We start from the raw sequence: 17,340 nt of genomic DNA on the forward strand, positions 1-17,340 counted from the left end.
TGCGTTACATCTCCAGGAAGTTCTTCAGGAGCTTTTTGCCGTCTTGGGTGAGAATCGACTCGGGGTGAAACTGGACGCCGTGGATGGGGAGTTCTTTGTGGCGGAGGCCCATGATCTCGGACTCGTCATCGCTGGCGGTGGCGGTGATGGCGAGGCAGTCGGGGAGGGTGTCGCGTTTGACTAGCAGGGAGTGGTAACGGGTGGCTTCAAAGGGCTGGGGGAGACCTTTGAAGACGGATTCTCCCTGGTGATTGATCAGGGAGGTCTTGCCGTGCATGAGGCGGCCGGCGCGGACGACATTGCCGCCGAAGACGTGGCCGATGGCTTGATGGCCGAGGCAGACGCCGAGGAGGGGGGTGGATTTGCCGAAGCGTTCGATGACGGCGCAGCTGATGCCGGCTTCCTTGGGGGTGCAGGGGCCGGGGGAGATGCAAATGTGGTCTGGGTTGAGCTTACTTATCTCATCCAGAGTGACTTGATCGTTGCGGCGGATTTCCATGACGGCTCCCATCTCGCCGAAGTATTGGACGAGGTTGTAGGTAAAGGAGTCGTAGTTGTCGATGATAAGAAGCATGGGGCAAATGGCTGATATTCAGCGATTTAGAAGCCGCGGAGCTGGAGGATGTGGTCGAGTTCTGCCTGGAAAGAGGGGATGTCTGCGGCGGGGGGCTGGTAGCCGGGGGCGGGGCCGCGCATGCCAAAACGACCTTGTTCGTCCATAAACCATTGAACGGTAACGCCATCGCTGAAGGTGGCGCGGCCGCTGATGATGGCTCCGGGAGGGGGGGATTCGTCCACGGAGACTTTCAGAGCGCTTTGGGGAAGGGGGGCTGAAGGGTCCGAAGTTTCGTCGAGTTGTGTGTCGGATTCGGCAATAACGGGCTCAGGTTTGGGCTCCGGCGGGGCTTCGCGGGGCTTATCCTGGATTTTAACGCCGAGCTCCATGATAAGGAGCCGGGTCTCCATGTAGGTGAGGGTGGTGGCGCACTCGGCGCGCAGGCGGTCCTGGATTTGATTGAGATTGGCGCCTTCAGCGGCCCATTGTTCGACGAGCTGACGCTGTTGCGGGGTGAGATTGGCCATGAGATGGGGGATACGAAGCGGAGCTGACTTCAGCCGTTCATCTTGTCTGTGATGATGTGGCAGAGAGTGGAGGCTTTTTGGTGGAGTGTCTTCACCTCTTCCTGGGTGAGGGCTTTGCCTTCTGGCACATCGAGCAGGGGAAGCATTTCTTCAAGGCCTTTGCGGAGCTGCTGCAGCGAAGGGTTCTTCATGATGCTGGGGTGCAGGCTGTCGAGGCTCATCATGTAGTACTCGGCGATGTCGCGGCGGGTGAGCTGGCGGGTCTTTTCTTCTGCGTAGTTGTCGCTGATGCTTTTGGTGGCGATTTCGAGGGCGCGGAGCCAGCCGCCGAGGCTGATGAGGTGGGCGATGTCCACGTCGCGGAGCTGGACCATTTCGGCTTCGACGTCTGCCTGGGTTTTGGCGAGTTCGACGCGGAGATCCTGCCAGTTGCCTTTGAGGCTGTACTCGAAGAGGCTGCCGGTGTGCTTGTTCATGCGGCTGCCAGCTCCGAGGGCCTTGCCGTATTTGATCATGGCGCGGCCGACCGCTTCCATTTCCTCAACGCGCTCGCACTGGACGATGAGGAAGCCGTCTGCGATGAGGGTGCCGAGGCCCATGGCGACGATGACGCGGTCGGCGGGTGTTTTGTCGGTGAAGGGGCGTTTGAGGTCGTCAAAGCGAAGCTTGCCGACATTGTTGAGCATGTCGAAGAGCTTGCGGATGGACGGGGTGGTAAACTGGTTGACGCCGAATTCCTCGCGGACGTGTTCGTCTCCCACGACGTCTTCTGGAATGGGGTTCTTTTCCGGGGTACGCTCGGCGGGGGGTGGTGGTGGCGCCTGCTGGGCACTGAGCACGGCAATGCTGGCGACTCCGAGGAGGGGCAGCAGAAGGCGGGCGATGAGACGACGAGTCATGAGCGGAGAGGATACGGAGGTGACCTGAGATTTCCAGCGCGAGTCTGCAAAAGTCTTTAGGGGGACGCTGATCTTACAACGCAGAGATTAGAAGACCGCCGAGAATACCTTCTGAATCAGGGATCTGCGATTTTTCATTTTGTGCGACGTTGATTTATTCAGCGCTTCTTTGGGGCGAAGCAGGGGCGTGGCGGGTTGTGGGGTTGGGGGAGAGACGGAAGGCGAGGGCAGAAAAATGAGGTAAAGAAAGATTTTAGAGGTGGGATGGTGGAAGGCTGCGGGGCTCAAAATTACTTGGAGGGAGGTTAGAAAAGCGCTGAGATTTAAGGGATTGTGGCGTTGATTGTGTTTCGCCATGCGCCTGCTCTTCACGTTTCTCTTTCTTGCTGTTTTGAATCTTTCCGGGGAGGAGGTGCCGCCGGGGCTTACGGAGTATGAGGGGCGGGTGATTGCGAGGACGATGCACTGGAAGGGGGCGGAGTGGCTGATGCGGGCGGTGAGGAACGAGGAGGAGGGTCCGCTCATGATGCGGGAGCAACTGCGGGTGAAGCCGGGCATGACGGTGTGTGACATGGGCTGCGGGAACGGTTTCCACACGCTGCCGCTGGCGCAGATGGTGGGCGAGACGGGGAAGGTGTTTGCGGTGGATGTGCAGCCGGAGATGATCGAGATGCTGAAGGCGAACATCGAGCGCAACGGCGTGAAGAATATCGTGCCGATCAACGGGCTGTATCATGACCCGAAGCTGCCGCCGAACTCTTGCGACATGATTCTGCTGGTGGACGTGTATCACGAGTTCAGCCATCCGGTGCAGATGCTGGCGGGGATGCGCGCGGCGCTGAAGCCGGAAGGGCAACTGGTGCTGTGCGAGTTTCGGGCTGAGGACGAGAGCGTGCCGATCAAGCCTGAGCACAAGATGAGCAAGGCTCAGATCAACAAGGAGATGAATGTGAACGGGTTCAAGCTGGTGCGTGAGTTTGACGGGCTGCCGTGGCAGCATCTGATGTTTTTCGGGAAGGCGGGGAAGGGGGCCGGAGTGGCGATGCCGGTGCCTGCTCCTGCAAAATAGTCCGGAGGATGCGCAGAGGTGAGGAAGTCGTCTTGACATCAAATCGATGGAGCTGGATAATCACAGGCATGACCAAGACTCAGATTCAGGTTCCCGAGGAATTGTTTCGTGAACTTCGCAGTTTCGCCAAGCAGCGCGAATGGTCCCTGGCGGAGACGTTCCGACGTGGCGCCGAGCTGTTGCTGCAGGTCTATCCGGAGGCTCCTGAGCTGCAGAGCACAGCCTGGACACCGCCAACATCCGGAAAGGTCGGTTGGAAAGGCTTAAGCGCAGCCCAGCTCCGAGATGCCGCATTCGACGATGGCGATCCGCGGCTAGCCTGATTTCCAACACGTGCCATGCTTTCGATTGATACCAACCTCCTGCTGTACGCCTACAGCGAAGCAGCCCCTGAGCACGACAGGGCACTGGCGTTCATCACGTCCATTTCGGGAAGCGAGAACGTGGCGCTGAGTGAGTTTGTCCTTACCGAATTCTATCTGCTGCTTCGCAATCCAACCGTGTTGAAGAAGCCTCTTTCAGCGCCTGATGCGGTGAGTGTCATCCAAAGCTACCGCCAGCATCCGCGCTGGAAGATCCTTGGCTTTCCACCCACCAGCCGGGAGGTTCACGCTGATCTCTGGCAGCAAGTGGCAACACCTGGCATCGCCCGCCGCCGGATCTACGATACCCGCACGGCGCTTTGCCTGCGAGCGTTTGGCGTCTCCGAATTCGCCACAGCCAATGTGAAGGACTTCGAGGGCTTTGGGTTTCAGAGGGTGTGGAATCCCATCGGGAAGTCCTAAGAACGCAATGAAAGTTGCGCCTCCGATCTCAACGGGTGGCTACGGTGCCGACTTCGGGCGTGACGCTGTCGTTTGGGCAACTCGTGCTGGTGGAGATCCGTGCTGAAGATGCAAGTGTGCCGATCAAGCCTGAGCACAAGATGAGCAAGGCTCAAATCAACAAGGAGATGAATGTGAACGGGTTCAAGCTGGTGCGTGAGTTTGACGGGCTGCCGTGGCAGCATCTGATGTTTTTCAGGAAGGCGGGGGAGAGGGCGGCACCGGTGCGGGGAAGTGAGGGGAATGGATGGCCGCAATTTCGTGGCCAGCCCCGATGGTTCAGAATGACTTGCCTACAGAACACACAGAATACGCGGAAAGCGGGGCTTGATCGCAATGGTGATCAGCTGAGGAGTATTGGGCCAGTTATCGTGGAGTGAGTGGCCGTGGGTTAGAGACTTTGGATCGTCGGTTTTGCGGGTGCTGATCATCTGAAGGCGGAAAAAGGGCAGGAAAATATTAGATTCAGTGGTTCACGGAGAAGGGGGTGTTTTCCCAGATACTCGAGCGTGTCAAAGCCTCACGACGAGATCCGATGCCGGACCCGAAGCTGTATGATAAGCGGGATTTTGTGAGGGAGTGAGGGCGCAAAGACGGCCGGTCATTTTGTCACTTATTTGCACCATGACCCCGTTTCCAAGGTGGTATTCGAAATTTATCAAAAATCTTACGGTGACATTGGCATGCAGTTCGCCACCGCTGCAGATCTTCTCAAACAGCCAGAAACGTGGGATGTGGCCACTGGCATTCCTGTGGCGGTATTTTCATGGAAGACAACGCCCCATGGCTTCAAACTGTCCTTCACTGGGACCGATCGCAGTGATGTGGGGAAAGCAGAATGGAAGCGACTCTTCAAGGAATACCTTTCAAAGGAGGGGTATTTTGCGGAGCTTTCAGACGCTCCAGAGCATATTGCCCGCAAGATGGGCGTGCCTATCATCCCAGCCGCACAGGCCAAAGAGATTCTTGGCAAGCCCGTGACCTTATCGGCAGATGGCGTGCACTACGAGCGCATGATTACCGGCTTGCCGACTCCACATATCGAAGCTATGTCCGGAGTCGTATGGAAGAGCCAGACGACACAATCGAGCAGCTCAAGCAGAGACTCGAACAGCCAGGTCTCTCAGACGACGAACGGGCTGAAATACGCGACGCTATCCAACAGCGCGCCTTCAGCATCGTTAACGCCGACTGGCTCGACGAGTAGTTCTACTTTTTCTCCTGAAGATAACACACCGGGTCAGGTTCTCAGCGCGCCTGCTTCTCAACAGGTCGGACTCCCGAAAGACCGCCGCGCCGCCTTCCTCGATGTCGCAGACTCTCTCCTCGCTGATGGAGTCAGTACACCAGAAGCACTCGCTGCCGCACTCCACGCCGCCCGTCCCGATGGATCGCTGATGAAATCTGCCAGGCTTTCTGGGACTACCTCGGCGCCATCGAGCCGTCTCTCCGCAGCACCCATGACTGGCAGGCTTCCGTCTTGCCACTGAGGCCGCTTCGCTCACCGGTCAAAGTGACGATCTTTTGAGAATTGTTTTAAAGCGGCGGAAGGAGTTTTTTGGACGTGGTGTCTCTAGCGAGGTGCGGAGGCTGGAGCTGTGGCAGCGACTGGGGGTGGATCGGGGGTTTGGAGGAGGTGGAGGAATTCGGTGGTGTGGGGGTCTGGTGGACTCTTGGACGGGACCGGGGTGGGGTTGGGGAGGATGGGGGGTGTTTGGAGATGGGTTTGGAGCGCTTGGGCGAAGGGGGGCCAGCTGGGGTGTGCAGGCGGGAGGGCGTGGAGGTAGGGCTGCAGTTGGCCGGTGAGATGGGCGCGGCGGAAGATGGCTGCGATGCGGTCGCGGTTTTGCCAGGGGATCCACTCCTGGTGCGGTGGCATGTTGCTGATCCATTGGGACCAAAGGGTGTGCGCCAGGGGCCAGTCGGCAGTCCAGGTGGCGAGGGCGATGTGGAGGAGGGCGTTGCTGGTCTGGCTTTCTGCGGAGGTGGAGCCGTTGTTTGCGGATGTGTTTGCGTCTTGTTTTGCAGTTGCTTCTCGTCTGGCGTCGGCGTCGGCTTGGGCGGACCAGTGGCGGGCTTGGGGAAGGGCGTTTTGACTGCGGAGGGCGAGCCAGGCGAGGCTGCGGTGGGCGGCGGCGTAGTGGGGATCGAGGGCGAGGGCTTGCTGAGTGAGGGTGGTGGCCTGCTCCCAGCGGCCGGCAGTTTCGTGGTGGTGGGCGAGGGCAATGTAGGCGCGGGGATTTCCGGGGGCGGCGGCGATGGCTTGGTGGTAGTAGTCTGCGGCGGAATGCGGCTGGGATAGGTAGTCCTGGTAAAGTGTGCCGAGGGTGCGGAGTGCGTAGTCATCCTGGGGATGGAGTGTGAGGGCACGGAGGTAGCACTCCCAGGCGCGTGCGGGCTGGCGGAGGTGGTAGTGGCAGAGGTTGCCAAGTTCGCGGTGGGGAAAGGCGAGCCGGGGGTCGAGTTCGATGGCGCGGAGGTAGCATGCCTCGGCGCGGGCGTACTGGTGCAGGTGATAGTGGTAGAGGCGGCCGAGGCCGCAGTGCGTCCAGACATGGTGCGATGAGAGCTCGAGGGCGCGGAGGTAGTGGGTCTCTGCGAGAGTGTACTGCTGGAGGTGGCGCTGATAGAGATCGGCGAGCTGGCGGTGGGGATACCAGTAGGTGGCATCGAGTGCTATGGCGCGGAGGTAATGGGTCTCGGCGAGAGCGTGTTCGTGGAGCTGGAGATGATACAGGTCTCCAAGGCCGATGTGCGGGGTGGGCCGCATGGGGGCTTGCTCGATGGCGCGGAGGTAGCACTGCTCTGCGCGCTTGGGCTGGTCGAGGAAATCGCGGCAGAGGTTTCCGAGACTGAGGTGGATGCCGTCTTCGTGGAAGTGGAGGTCGAGGGCGCGCTGGTAGGCGTTTGCGGCGGCGTGGGCGAAATCTGAGTGCGGCTGCTGAGTCTGGGCTTCGTGCAAGGCGCGGGCTATGGAGTGGTAGGCCTTGCCTGCGGCGGCTTTTTGCGCGGAGGATTTCAGGTGCGCGGCGGTCAGTGCGCGCTCGAGCCGCTGATAGGCGGAGAGGGCGACTGGGGCGGGCGTCTGCCGGCTGCCGATGGTGCAGCTGTGGAGAAAGGAAAGCGCGGCGGGTTCGTCATCGGTCCAGTCTGTGGGAGTGGATGCGGGAGTGTCTCCGGGGACGAGCGAATCTGAGCGTGCAGGCGGGTCGTCTTCGCGCTGTGGGTCGCGGGTGGGCATGAGTGGTGGGAATTTCGACGGGTGGGGGAATTGTCAATTGGTGGGGTGCGGTGTGATGACGTGATGGCGAGCTGTTAAGGACGGAAGGATGGGACTTGGGGTTGAGGAGTGGGGCTGTGCCTGGGTGATTGCGATGTGCTGTGATGCCGGGGAGCGGATGGGTCGATTTTTTGAGGGCGGGGCGGAATCGAGGTGATCGTTTACGTTGCATCCGGTGGGTGGGCGGGGAACGTGTGGGGTTCTCTTTTTTTGTGTGCAGCTGCTGTCTTTTTATTTCGAATGATCTCCACTCTTGAGCGCAAGCTGATCCGTGACATGGGCGGGATGAAGGGGCAGGTGCTGATGGTGAGCCTGGTGATGGCGTGCGGGATGGCGATGATGATCGTGACGCAGAGCATCATCCTGAGCCTGGAGAGCACGAGGGATGGGTATTACCAGCAGTTCCGGATGCCGGATGTTTTTGGGAGTGTGAGGAGTGCGCCGCTGTCTCTGAGGCACCGGCTGGGGAGCATTCCGGGGGTGGCGACGGTGGAGCTGAGGGTGGTGGAGGAGGCGCTGCTGGACATGGAGGGGGTGCATGAGCCGGTGAAGGCGCACCTGGTGTCCCTGCCGGATGATGGGAGGCAGAATCTGAACCAGGTGTTTCTGCGGCGGGGGAGGCTGCCGCTGCTGAGCGCGCAGCGGGAGGCGGTGGTGAGCGAGGCGTTTGCGACGGCGCATGGGCTGCGGATCGGGGACCGGCTGACGGCGATCCTGAACGGGCACCGGGACCATCTGGAGATCTGCGGGATCGGGCTTTCACCGGAGTTTGTGTTTGAGGCGGCGCCGGGGCAGACGCTGCCGGACAACCGGCATTACGGGGTGTTCTGGATGCGGTACCAGTCGCTGGCGGTGGCGTTTGACCTGGACGGGGCGTTTAATAATGTGTGCATGGACCTGGCGCCGGGGACGGATGCGGAGGGGGTGATCGGGGAGGTGGACCGGGTGCTGGCGCTGTTTGGGGCGCCGGGGGCGTATGCGCTGAAGGATCACCCGAGCTCGAAGAGGCTGGGGGATGAGCTCAGAATTGTGGGGGCGCTGGCGCTGGCGTATCCTGCGGTGTTTTTGTGTGTGGCGGCGTTTATGGTGAACTCGGTGATCTCGAGGCTGGTGAGGCTGCAGCGGGAGCAGATCGCGCAGATGAAGGCGCTGGGGTATACGTCTGGGCAGGTGGGGAGGCACTACCTGAACTATGCGCTGGTGATCGTGGTGCTGGGGTGCACGGTGGGGGTGTTTGCGGGATGGAGGCTGGGTGAGGTGATGCTGCGGGTGTATGCCCATCTGTTTCATTTTCCTGAGCTGCCGTTTGTGATGGACCGGGTGGCGCTGGTGATGGGGGTGGTGGTGAGTGTGCTGGCGGCGGTGCTGGGGGTGGCGGGGGCGGTGTGGCAGGCGGTGAAGCTGTCTCCGGCGGAGGCGATGAGGCCGGAGCCGCCGACGGATTTCAAGCCTTCGCTGCTGGAGAGGCTGGGGGTGACGCGGGGAATGAGCCTGGTGGTGAGGATGGCGCTGAGGAACATCGAACGGCGGCCGTGGCAGGCGGGATTTACGGTGGTGGGGCTGGCGCTGGCGACGGGGCTGCTGGTGCTGCCGGGGGCGCTGGCGGACAGTGTGGATGAGCTGCTGACGTATCAGTGGAATGACCACTTCCGGCAGAGTGTGATCGTGAGTTTTCGGGATCCGGCTTCACGGGGAACGAGGCATGATCTGGAACATCTGCCGGGGGTGGGGCTGGTGGAGCCGGTGCGGGGATTTCTGGCGCGTGTGAGCAGCGGGCACCATACGAGGCGGCTGTACATCCTGGGATTTGCGCAGGGGAGCAAACTGATCAACCCGCGGGACATGGAGGGGCGGCCGATCGTGCTGCCGACGGAGGGGGTGGTGGTGTCCCAAAAGCTGGGTGAGGTGCTGGGGGTGAAGATTGGTGACCGGGTGCAGGTGCGTGCGCTGGAGGGGCGGTGTGAGACGCGGGAGCTGGCGGTGCGTGGCTTTATGTCTGACTTTTACGGGATGGCGGTGTACATGGACATCGATGCGGTGAGGCTGCACCTGAGGGAGAGCGAGACGATGACGAGTGCTTTTTTGAGGGTGGATGAGAACCGCTGGGATGACTTTATGAGCGAGGTGAAGAAGCAGCCGAAGATCGAGTTTGCGAGTGCGAAGAAGGATCAGCTGGCGGCGTTTCGGGCTTCGACGGGGCAGAGCATCGGGATGCTGCGGGAGGTGTTTCTGTGGCTGGCGGTGATCGTGGCGTTCGGGGTGGTGTACAACAGCGCGCGGATAGCGCTGTCTGAGCGTGGGCGTGACCTGGCGACGCTGCGGGTGGTGGGGCTGACGAAGCGGGAGATCGCGGGGGTGCTGCTGGGGGAGCTGACGCTGCTGGTGGTGGTGGCGCTGCCGGTGGGACTGATTTTCGGGAGCGGGCTGGCGATGTATGTGCTGAAGATGGTGAGCAATGAGACGGTGCGGCTGCCGCAGGTGGTGCACCCGAGCACGTATGCGCACGCGGTGCTGGTGGTGCTGGGTGCGGCGGGGGCGTCTTTTACGATGGTGAGCCTGATGCTGAACAAGCTGGACCTGGTGGGAGTGCTGAAGGCGAGGGATTGAGAGGGAAGGGGATTTATGATTTATGATTTTTGATTTATGATTTGGAGGTGAGGGCGGTGGAGGCAGGGGATGGAGTGGTGGGGGAGCCGCAAAAAGGCGCAAAGAGACGCAAAGAAGGGAGGAGGAGTGAGAGGAAGAGGAGGAGGAAGATTGGTGGGGATGGGTGGACAGGGAGACTGAGGCGGTGAGGCGGTCAGAGGGGGGACGGATGGGGGGGCGCAAAGAGGGACCGGAGGTGAGGTGGAAAGGTTGGGGGTAGGAAGATTTTGGCCGGAGGAAGCGAGGGGGGATGGGCGGATGGATGGGGTATGTGGGGAGGATTTATGAAGGGACGGGGATTTTTGGGAAATGTGTTTTTGAGTGGGAAGGTGCGGCTGGGGGCTGCATGGTGGGGAATGAGGGGTATGTTTTTTTCTCCTCCTGAGAACGACGCATGATCACGCCACTTGATTTGAAGCTTTTCCGCGACCTTGGGCGCATGAAGGGGCAGATCGTGGCGGTGAGTCTGGTGATGGCGTGCGGGCTGGCGATGATGATCATGACGCGGAGCATTCTCTTGACGCTGGAGAGCACGCGGGATGCGTATTACCAGCGGTACCGGCTGGCGGATGTGTTTGCGTCTCTGAAGCGTGCGCCGCTTTCGGTGGCGGAGAGGATCGGGGAGATCCAGGGGGTGGCGGCGGTGGAGGCGCGGGTGGTGGTGGATGCGACGCTGGACCTGGAGGGGATGACGGAGCCTGCGTCTGCGCATCTGGTGTCTCTGCCGGAGGGGCGGACGCAGACGCTGAACCGGGTGTTTTTGCGGCAGGGGAGGATGCCGCTGGCAGATGAGCGGCAGCAGGCGGTGGTGAGCGAGTCGTTTGCGCTGGCGAACAAGCTGCAAATTGGCGACAGCGTGGTGGCGATCATCAACGGGCACCGGGATACGATCATTGTGTGCGGGATCGGACTTTCGCCGGAGTTTGTGTTTGAGGCGAGGCCGGGGCAGACACTGCCGGATAACAAGCGGTATGGGGTGTTTTGGATGAACTACCAGGCGATCGCGGTGCCGTATAATTTGGACGGTGCGTTTAATGATATCTGCGTGGATCTTTCTCCGGGGGCGCTGGCGGGGCCGGTGATGACGGAGATGGACCGGCTGCTGCTGGACTATGGGGCGCAGGGTGCGTATACGCGGCGGGAGCATAACAGCGCGCAGCGGCTGGATGATGAGCTGCGGGTGGTGCGGGCGCTTTCGGTGGCGTATCCGGTGGTGTTTCTGAGCGTGGCGGCCTTCATGGTGAACGCCGTGCTGGCGCGGCTGGTAAGGCTGCAACGGGAGCAGATCGCACAGCTGAAAGCGCTGGGGTACTCCTCATGGCAGGTGGGGAGGCATTACCTGAACTATGCGTTTATCATTGTGGTGATTGGCACGCTGACGGGCGGGCTGGTGGGACGTTGGATGGGAGGAGGGCTGCTGAGCATTTATGATCTGTTTTTCCGCTTTCCGGCGCTGAAGTTTCGCATGGACTACAGTGCGCTGGGGGTGGCGCTGATGGTGAGCACGGGGGCCTGTCTGCTTGGCATTTTTAGTGTGGTGTGGATGGCGGTGAAGCTGCCGCCTGCGGAGGCGATGAGGCCGGAACCGCCGGCGGATTTCAAGCCTTCGATGCTGGAGCGGCTGGGGCTGACGCGGGGAAGCGGGCCGGCGGCGAGGATGGCGCTGAGGAACATCGAGCGGAGGCCGATGCAGTCTTTGTTTACAGTGTTTGGCCTGGCGCTGGCGACGGGGCTGATGGTGCTGCCGGGATCGATGGCGGACAGTGTGGACTACATGCTGACGTATCAGTGGAATGATGTGCAGCGGCAGGATGTGGTGGTGTTTTTCTCGGAGCCGGGATCTGGGGATGCTCTGCACAATCTGGAGCAACTGCCGGGGGTGCAGGTGGCGGAGCCGGTGCGGGTGGTGCAGTCGCGCATCCGCTACGGGCACCACTCGCGAAAGATCGCGGTGACGGGGCTGCCGCGGGATGCGGACCTGAACCGGCTGCTGGATGCGCAGCGGCGGAGGATTGTACTGCCGGAAGAGGGGATCGTGATGTCTGCGCAGCTGGGGAAGATCCTGGATGCGCGGATTGGGGATGTGGTGCAGGTGGAGGCGCTGGAGGGACAGCGTGCGACGCTGGGGGTGCCGATCCGGGGATTCATCGAGGATTTTGCAGGGATCTCGGCGTTCATGGATCTGGAGGCGCTGCACCGGCTGATGCAGGAGGGGGATACGGTGAGCGGGGCGTATCTGGCGGTGGATGAGGCGCGGTGGGGTGAGTTTATGCGGACGGTGAAGGACACGCCGCGAATGGCGGTGACGCTGGTGAAGAAGGATCAGCTGGAAGCTTTCCGCAGCACGACGGGGCAGAGCATTGGGATTTTGCGAAAGCTGTATCTGGTGCTGGCGATCATCGTGGCGTTTGGGGTGGTGTATAACAGTGCGCGGATCGCGCTGTCAGAGCGGAGCCGGGATCTGGCGACGCTGAGGGTGATCGGGTTTTCGCAGAGGGAGATCGCGGGGGTGCTGCTGGGGGAGCTGATGCTTTTGATCGGGACGGCGCTGCCGGTGGGGCTGCTGTTTGGGAGAGGGCTGGCGATTTTGATCATTGAGAAGGTGCGGACGGAGACGGTGCGGCTGCCGCTGCAGATCAGTTTGTTTACTTACACGATGGCGGTGGTGGTGGTGGTGCTGGCTTCGTGTGCGTCGTTTCTGGTGGTGAGCCGGATGCTGAAGAAGCTGGACATGGTGGGGGTGCTGAAGGCGAGGGATTGAGCGGACGGAGGGAATTTATGATTTACGATTTTTGATTTATGATTTGGGAGGCGAGGACGGGAGAGGGCGCTTTTTGAGGGAAGAGGAGTAGGAGGAAGAGGGGGAGGAAGAGTTGGTGGGGTGGTGGCAAAGTACTTGGATTGGGAGGTGTTTTGGGGTGTAGTGGGAGGGATGAGTGAGATGGCTGCTTCTACTGACCTGGCTTTTGCGCCTGTGGCACAGCGTGTGCAGGTGTGGGTGGCGCTGCGGAGGTGGCTGGCGGTGCTGAGAATGACGCTGGTGCCGGCATCTCTGGTGATGGCGCTGCTGGTGCTGGGGACGTTGAGGGGGGCAAGTGTGCCGTCTGCGTGGGTGGGGGTGATTTTGTGGCTGGCGGGTTGTCTTGGGTATGTGTGGTGGCGGAGGCCGGGGGAGTTTAGTGCGCTGGCGCTGTGGGATGAGGCGGCGGGAAGGCGTGAGGCGTTTGCTTCGGCGTGGTGGTTTGAGCAGCATGCGGAGGAGGGTGAGGCGGCGCGTGCGCATGTGGAGGTGCAGCGTGAAGTTTTGGCGAAGGCGCTGCCGGGTTTGAAAAAGGATCTGCCGCTGCGGCCGGATCGATGGCTGGCGGTGCCGCTGTGCATTGCGATCTTGGGGAGTTTGATCAGCATGGTGACGGCTCCGCCTTCGCAGGTGGTGATGATGGATGAGGAAATGACGCGCAAGGCGGCGGAGGAAGCGAAGAAGCTGGCGCAGACGGACTGGGAAAAGAAGAAGCTGGCAGGGCTGAAGGACGAGGAGGAGAAGAAGGTGGAGGATCTGAAGGAGAAGCTGCAAAAGACGGCGTCTAATCTGGCGAAGGCGGAAGGCAAGGATGCGCGTGATGTGCTGGCGGAGCTGGAGAAGCGTGCGCGTGAGGCGGAGAAGCTGGCGGAGGAACTGGGCAACGGAAAGGAACCGTGGGCTTCAGACAAACTGGTGGAGGCGCTGAGGCAGCATGCGGACACGTCAGACCTGGGCGACGCGGTGGCGGCAAAGAATGCGCAGGCTGCGGCGAAGGCGGCTGAAGCGCTGGCGAGCCAGCTCAAAGTACCGCAGATCAGCGCGGAGGTGAAAGAGCGCATGAAGGATGCGCTGGCCGATGTGCAGCAGCATTCGGATGAAGAGGATCGTAAACGGACGGTGGGTCAGAACGTGCTGGCGGCGGGTGATCAGATGCAGCAGGGGCAACCGGCGGGTGCGGGCGAGGAATTCCAAAAGCTGGCGGACAAGATGCGCGAGATGGGGCTGCGTGAGCAGTCGCGCAAGGAACTGCAGCAACTGGCGCAGCAGCTGAGAGATTCGGGCAGCAACATCGCGGGGCAGCAGGAGGGGGGCAATGGGACGATGCAGCAGATGAGCCAGGCGGGAGAGTCTGATCAGCAAGGGCAGAACAATGCGCCGCAGACGGGGCAGGTGCAGAACGGGCAGCAGATGCTCAATCCGCCGGGTGCGGGCCAGTCGCCGGGACAGCAGAACCAAATGCAGCAGCCGCAGGGCGGTCAGGGGCAGGGACAGAATCAGCCGATGATGAGCATGGGGCAGGGGCAACCGGGACAGCAAGGGAAAGAAGGCCAGCCAGGTGACGGTCAGCCGATGCTGCTGGCACCGATTCCTGGGGGAGGCAAACCGGGTGAGAATCCGCCGACGATGATTGTTTCAGGCGAGGGTGCGCCGCCGAATCCTGAGGGGCCGCTGATGGTGATGCCGGGCAGTGGTTTAAAGCCGGGAACTGGCAAGGCGGATCTGAACAACACACCGACAGAGAAGCAGAAGACGGACAATCAAAGCGTGGTGCGTGCGCAGCAGGGCAGCGAGGGGCAGAGCACGGTGCGCAGTGTGGAAGGCGGAGCGCGCACGGAGCAGTCCACACGCAGTGCGACGCAGACGGCGCTGGATGCGATTCAGGCGGAAGAGGCAGCGCTGGATGAAGCGGCTCTGCCGCCTGCGAGGAGGGAGCAGGTGCGGCGGTATTTCAATGAGCTGAGGAAGAGATTTGAGGGGAAGTGAGTGTTGGAGGATCCCAATGGGATGGTGTTGAGCGGCAGCGTGATGTATTTCTTCGCTCTGTCTGTGGCGTCATTCGTGGCTGTCAGACTGGTGTATATCGAGTAATCGCTTAGAGGCTTCCAGCCCACGGTTTTGGTGCCACCTAGGTTTGCGCACCTGCTCGACAACGTGGCGGTTCTTCGTGTAGTCTGGGGGCATGAACTATCTCCTGGGAGTTGCAGTCAGCGTGTCCAGTCTTTATGCGTGGGCTGCGATCACGTATTTGTTTTTCCGTTTTGGCAGTCCGGAAACGGTTGAGAGGCAGAGGCAGTTTTTGGAGAAGTATTACTTTTTTTTCACCTTTCGCACTTTCAAGCAGGCGCATGCAGAGGTGACGCCGAAGGCTGTTCGAGAAGCCGGGCGGCGCGGCTGGGCAGCGGCTATCATGACGTGGAGCCTGCTGGCCCATGGGATGACCACGGCCAATGTGCTGCTAACCATTGCGATGGGCTACTTTGGGGGCGTGATGTTTGCCTACGCGTGGTATGGGCAACGGTGCCTGAGAATGCTGGGGCTGGAGGTTTACAAAAAGGCAGCCGCCGTTTGAAAAGACGCTAAGGTGAGCGGCAGACCGCCAGAAATTCAAGCGGTTCGCAGATGGTAAGTTCAGTCAGATAAAAAATACTTTAACGAGAGCAGGTGGTCGTCGTAGCTGACAAGATGGGAGGCGCTGCCATTGATCGCACATAGGAGAAACATGACGTCATCCGCATCCACCGGGTAGTGGCGGAAATGAAAAAAGACAATGGGGACAGCCTGGCCATGGCGGGCGAGCAGCCGGATAAATGCCTCCGCTTCCGTGGCGGGGATGCCATGTTCGAGAAGCTTTCGGCATACTCCGCGAGTGTGTCCAGACTGTAGAGAAAGGCGAATTCACGGCTCTGCCAGCTCGAGAGGATTTCGACGTTGGGACTGGTGGGATGGTTGCTGCGCTTTGCCGCGAGCAGCACGTTGGTGTCGAGAACAACGCGTAGGACAGAGGCCATTTAGAGCTTTTCTGTGATGGCCTGGTGGTGGCGCTGAAGCTCTGCAAAAGACGCGTCCCAATCGAAGCCCGTGAGCTGGTCATTCTCGGCCTGTTGCAGAGCGCGTTCCGCAATGGCCCGAGCTTCCGCGCTGTGGCGCTGCTGACGAACTTTTTCCAGCTCAGCTTCATGCCGCAGATACAAGGTGACCCACGTACCTAGTCCGGGAATGTTGGAAACGCTGGCTTGAACATCAGACGGAATATCAAATGTCATGGTCATGGCGGAGGAAATAAAGGGTAAATGCCGTTGGGTGCAATCACGGAGACTTCAGTTTGTGTGACGCTTCGCCTTGGAGGTGCCGCCTTTCCAGATGTCGTATTTGGGATCGGCGTAGTGGGTGAAGAAGGTGTCGAGTTGTTTGGAGAGATCGGCGGTGATGGTTTCGGTGCCGGGCTGGTGGTATTGGTTGAAGCGTTCCTGGGGGTCGGACTGCATGTCGTAGAGTTCGTGGGGGCCGGAGGGGTGGCGGGAGATGTATTTCCAGCGGGCGGTGCGGATGGCGCGGGTGGTTTCCATTTCGTAGAAGATGGTGTTGTCCCAAGCGGTGAGGGGCTGGCCGCGGAGGGCGGGGGAGAAGTCGCGGCCGGGGGATTTGGGGGACTGTGGCATTTTGGAGGCGAGGCCGAGGTGGGAGAGGACGCTGGGCATGAAGTCGTAGTTGCTGACGAGGGCGTCGCAGGTTTGTGCGGGCGGGATGGTGCCGGGGTGGCGGAAGATGAAGGGGATCTGCATCATCAGTTCGTGCGCGCCGATGGGGCGGAAGTGGTCGCCCATGCCCCACATGCCGTTCTGGCCGCCCATCCAGCCTTGGTCGCTGGCATAAACTACCAGCGTGTTTTCATCGAGGCCGTTGGCTTTGAGAGCGGCAATGATTTCGCCGACGCCATCGTCGACGCCGCTGACTTCGCTGGCCATGCGGCGGCGTGCGGCATCGGTGTTGTGGAAGGCTTTGTTGTCGTGCTGCCAGGGGTGCATGGCGTCGCGTGGGAAGGAGTGGAGAGGCTTGTCTGCGTAGTAGGAGGCGTGGCGGTTTTTGGCCTCTTTGAGCATGAGCTTGCCGAGGGAGTAGGGGCCGTTGTAGGCGAGGTAGAGGAAGAAGGGGCGGTCTTTGTTGGCCTGGATGAACTCGATGCCTTTGCGGGTCCAGAGGTCGGTGGTGTAGCCGGGTTCGACGCGGAGCTGGCCGTTTTCGATGATCTTTTGATCATAGAATTCGATGGTGCTGCCATCGGGCTTGGTGGTCCAGGTGGTGAAGCCTTCGCTGGGGGTCATGTTGGCGCCGAGGTGCCATTTGCCGCTGAGGCCGCAGGTGTAGCCGGCATCGCGGAGGACTTCGCCGAGAGAGGTGAATTCTTGAAGTGTGTTGTACGCCTCAGGGCCCATCATGAACTTGGGATCGAGGAAGGAGTGGAGGCCGTGCTGGGAGGGGATGAGGCCGGTGAGAAAGGTGGCGCGGGTGGGGGAGCAGACGGGATTGCTGCTGAGGGCGTGGGTGAAGCGGATGCCTTCGGCGGCGAGCTGGTCGATGTGAGGGGTGCGGATGTCGGGATTGCCGTAGCAACCGAGGGTCCATGCGCCTTGGTTGTCGGTGAGGATGAAGACGAGATTGGGAGGCCTGGTGGAGGCGAGGGCGGATGAGCCGAGGGTGAGAAGCGCGATGAGGAAGCGGAGGGCCTTCATGGCAGG

Annotated in this window: 16 protein-coding genes and 1 pseudogene; 10 read left to right on the forward strand and 7 right to left on the reverse strand. The window is 61.0% G+C overall.

Translation table 11 applies throughout. The annotated features are described in order from the left end of the window. Positions 1–4: 4 nt before the first annotated feature. From ACILSR_RS02405 to ACILSR_RS02415, 3 genes are read right to left on the reverse strand one after another with little or no spacing between them, the layout of a single operon-like run. On the reverse strand, positions 5–574 hold the full coding sequence (locus tag ACILSR_RS02405) for an anthranilate synthase component II (RefSeq protein ID WP_395748128.1): 570 nt from the start codon (positions 572–574) through the stop codon (positions 5–7). 26 nt (positions 575–600) lie between these two features. Next, positions 601–1,083 carry a hypothetical protein gene (locus ACILSR_RS02410; RefSeq protein WP_395748129.1) on the reverse strand — a complete coding sequence of 161 codons (483 nt, stop codon included), beginning with the start codon at positions 1,081–1,083 and terminating at the stop codon, positions 601–603. A 29-nt stretch (positions 1,084–1,112) separates the two neighbouring features. Continuing rightward, positions 1,113–1,982 (reverse strand): hypothetical protein, encoded by an 870-nt coding sequence (locus ACILSR_RS02415; protein WP_395748130.1) that lies wholly within the window; start codon positions 1,980–1,982, stop codon positions 1,113–1,115. A 355-nt stretch (positions 1,983–2,337) separates the two neighbouring features. Between ACILSR_RS02415 and ACILSR_RS02420 the strand changes: the two genes are divergently transcribed. The 5 genes from ACILSR_RS02420 (at position 2,338) to ACILSR_RS02440 (ending at position 5,365) form a co-directional block, all read left to right on the forward strand. Next, the gene (locus tag ACILSR_RS02420) at positions 2,338–3,051 is read left to right on the forward strand and encodes a class I SAM-dependent methyltransferase (RefSeq protein WP_395748131.1); all 714 of its coding nucleotides are present in this window, start codon (positions 2,338–2,340) and stop codon (positions 3,049–3,051) included. A 68-nt stretch (positions 3,052–3,119) separates the two neighbouring features. Continuing rightward, complete coding sequence (locus ACILSR_RS02425) at positions 3,120–3,374, forward strand: antitoxin (protein WP_395748132.1); 255 nt, start codon at positions 3,120–3,122, stop codon at positions 3,372–3,374. Between the two features lie 15 nt (positions 3,375–3,389). Further along, the gene (locus ACILSR_RS02430; RefSeq protein ID WP_395748133.1) at positions 3,390–3,836 is read left to right on the forward strand and encodes a TA system VapC family ribonuclease toxin; all 447 of its coding nucleotides are present in this window, start codon (positions 3,390–3,392) and stop codon (positions 3,834–3,836) included. Positions 3,837–3,895: 59 nt separating this feature from the next. Next, complete coding sequence (locus ACILSR_RS02435; RefSeq protein ID WP_395748134.1) at positions 3,896–4,255, forward strand: hypothetical protein; 360 nt, start codon at positions 3,896–3,898, stop codon at positions 4,253–4,255. 303 nt (positions 4,256–4,558) lie between these two features. Further along, positions 4,559–5,365, forward strand: coding sequence for a hypothetical protein (locus ACILSR_RS02440; RefSeq protein ID WP_395748135.1), 807 nt, complete (start codon positions 4,559–4,561; stop codon positions 5,363–5,365). Between the two features lie 83 nt (positions 5,366–5,448). Here the strand turns inward: ACILSR_RS02440 and ACILSR_RS02445 are convergent, their stop codons facing one another. Next, the gene (locus ACILSR_RS02445; protein ID WP_395748136.1) at positions 5,449–7,116 is read right to left on the reverse strand and encodes a tetratricopeptide repeat protein; all 1,668 of its coding nucleotides are present in this window, start codon (positions 7,114–7,116) and stop codon (positions 5,449–5,451) included. A 279-nt stretch (positions 7,117–7,395) separates the two neighbouring features. On the opposite strand from ACILSR_RS02445, the gene ACILSR_RS02450 reads away from it, so the two are divergent. The 5 genes from ACILSR_RS02450 (at position 7,396) to ACILSR_RS02470 (ending at position 15,487) form a co-directional block, all read left to right on the forward strand. Then, the gene (locus tag ACILSR_RS02450) at positions 7,396–9,762 is read left to right on the forward strand and encodes an ABC transporter permease (protein WP_395748137.1); all 2,367 of its coding nucleotides are present in this window, start codon (positions 7,396–7,398) and stop codon (positions 9,760–9,762) included. 433 nt (positions 9,763–10,195) lie between these two features. Then, complete coding sequence (locus tag ACILSR_RS02455) at positions 10,196–12,562, forward strand: ABC transporter permease (protein WP_395748138.1); 2,367 nt, start codon at positions 10,196–10,198, stop codon at positions 12,560–12,562. A 180-nt stretch (positions 12,563–12,742) separates the two neighbouring features. Continuing rightward, positions 12,743–14,587 carry a hypothetical protein gene (locus ACILSR_RS02460; protein ID WP_395748139.1) on the forward strand — a complete coding sequence of 615 codons (1,845 nt, stop codon included), beginning with the start codon at positions 12,743–12,745 and terminating at the stop codon, positions 14,585–14,587. Between the two features lie 196 nt (positions 14,588–14,783). Next, positions 14,784–15,173 (forward strand): hypothetical protein, encoded by a 390-nt coding sequence (locus tag ACILSR_RS02465; protein ID WP_395748140.1) that lies wholly within the window; start codon positions 14,784–14,786, stop codon positions 15,171–15,173. Positions 15,174–15,358: 185 nt separating this feature from the next. Then, on the forward strand, positions 15,359–15,487 hold the full coding sequence (locus ACILSR_RS02470) for a hypothetical protein (protein WP_395748528.1): 129 nt from the start codon (positions 15,359–15,361) through the stop codon (positions 15,485–15,487). 8 nt (positions 15,488–15,495) lie between these two features. Here ACILSR_RS02470 and ACILSR_RS02475 read toward each other — a convergent pair. The 3 genes and pseudogenes from ACILSR_RS02475 to ACILSR_RS02485 all read right to left on the reverse strand — a co-directional run. After that, positions 15,496–15,612 (reverse strand): annotated as a pseudogene (locus ACILSR_RS02475) (hypothetical protein); the annotation flags it as partial. Further along, positions 15,613–15,873, reverse strand: coding sequence for a hypothetical protein (locus ACILSR_RS02480; RefSeq protein WP_395748141.1), 261 nt, complete (start codon positions 15,871–15,873; stop codon positions 15,613–15,615). A 48-nt stretch (positions 15,874–15,921) separates the two neighbouring features. After that, entirely contained in the window at positions 15,922–17,334 is a 1,413-nt protein-coding gene (locus ACILSR_RS02485; RefSeq protein ID WP_395748142.1) for a sulfatase, read from the reverse strand. Between the last annotated feature and the right edge of the window lie 6 nt (positions 17,335–17,340).

It is taken from the genome of Prosthecobacter sp. (assembly GCF_044222565.1).
Lineage (GTDB): Bacteria > Verrucomicrobiota > Verrucomicrobiia > Verrucomicrobiales > Verrucomicrobiaceae > Prosthecobacter.

Bases quoted from the DNA above. Each gene is read 5' to 3' on its own strand.
- ACILSR_RS02405 (WP_395748128.1), bottom strand. From the start codon at position 574: ATGCTTCTTATCATCGACAACTACGACTCCTTTACCTACAACCTCGTC.
- ACILSR_RS02410 (WP_395748129.1), bottom strand. From the start codon at position 1,083: ATGGCCAATCTCACCCCGCAACAGCGTCAGCTCGTCGAACAATGGGCC.
- ACILSR_RS02415 (WP_395748130.1), bottom strand. From the start codon at position 1,982: ATGACTCGTCGTCTCATCGCCCGCCTTCTGCTGCCCCTCCTCGGAGTC.
- ACILSR_RS02420 (WP_395748131.1), top strand. From the start codon at position 2,338: ATGCGCCTGCTCTTCACGTTTCTCTTTCTTGCTGTTTTGAATCTTTCC.
- ACILSR_RS02425 (WP_395748132.1), top strand. From the start codon at position 3,120: ATGACCAAGACTCAGATTCAGGTTCCCGAGGAATTGTTTCGTGAACTT.
- ACILSR_RS02430 (WP_395748133.1), top strand. From the start codon at position 3,390: ATGCTTTCGATTGATACCAACCTCCTGCTGTACGCCTACAGCGAAGCA.
- ACILSR_RS02440 (WP_395748135.1), top strand. From the start codon at position 4,559: ATGCAGTTCGCCACCGCTGCAGATCTTCTCAAACAGCCAGAAACGTGG.
- ACILSR_RS02445 (WP_395748136.1), bottom strand. From the start codon at position 7,116: ATGCCCACCCGCGACCCACAGCGCGAAGACGACCCGCCTGCACGCTCA.
- ACILSR_RS02450 (WP_395748137.1), top strand. From the start codon at position 7,396: ATGATCTCCACTCTTGAGCGCAAGCTGATCCGTGACATGGGCGGGATG.
- ACILSR_RS02455 (WP_395748138.1), top strand. From the start codon at position 10,196: ATGATCACGCCACTTGATTTGAAGCTTTTCCGCGACCTTGGGCGCATG.
- ACILSR_RS02460 (WP_395748139.1), top strand. From the start codon at position 12,743: ATGGCTGCTTCTACTGACCTGGCTTTTGCGCCTGTGGCACAGCGTGTG.
- ACILSR_RS02465 (WP_395748140.1), top strand. From the start codon at position 14,784: ATGAACTATCTCCTGGGAGTTGCAGTCAGCGTGTCCAGTCTTTATGCG.
- ACILSR_RS02470 (WP_395748528.1), top strand. From the start codon at position 15,359: ATGAAAAAAGACAATGGGGACAGCCTGGCCATGGCGGGCGAGCAGCCG.
- ACILSR_RS02480 (WP_395748141.1), bottom strand. From the start codon at position 15,873: ATGACCATGACATTTGATATTCCGTCTGATGTTCAAGCCAGCGTTTCC.
- ACILSR_RS02485 (WP_395748142.1), bottom strand. From the start codon at position 17,334: ATGAAGGCCCTCCGCTTCCTCATCGCGCTTCTCACCCTCGGCTCATCC.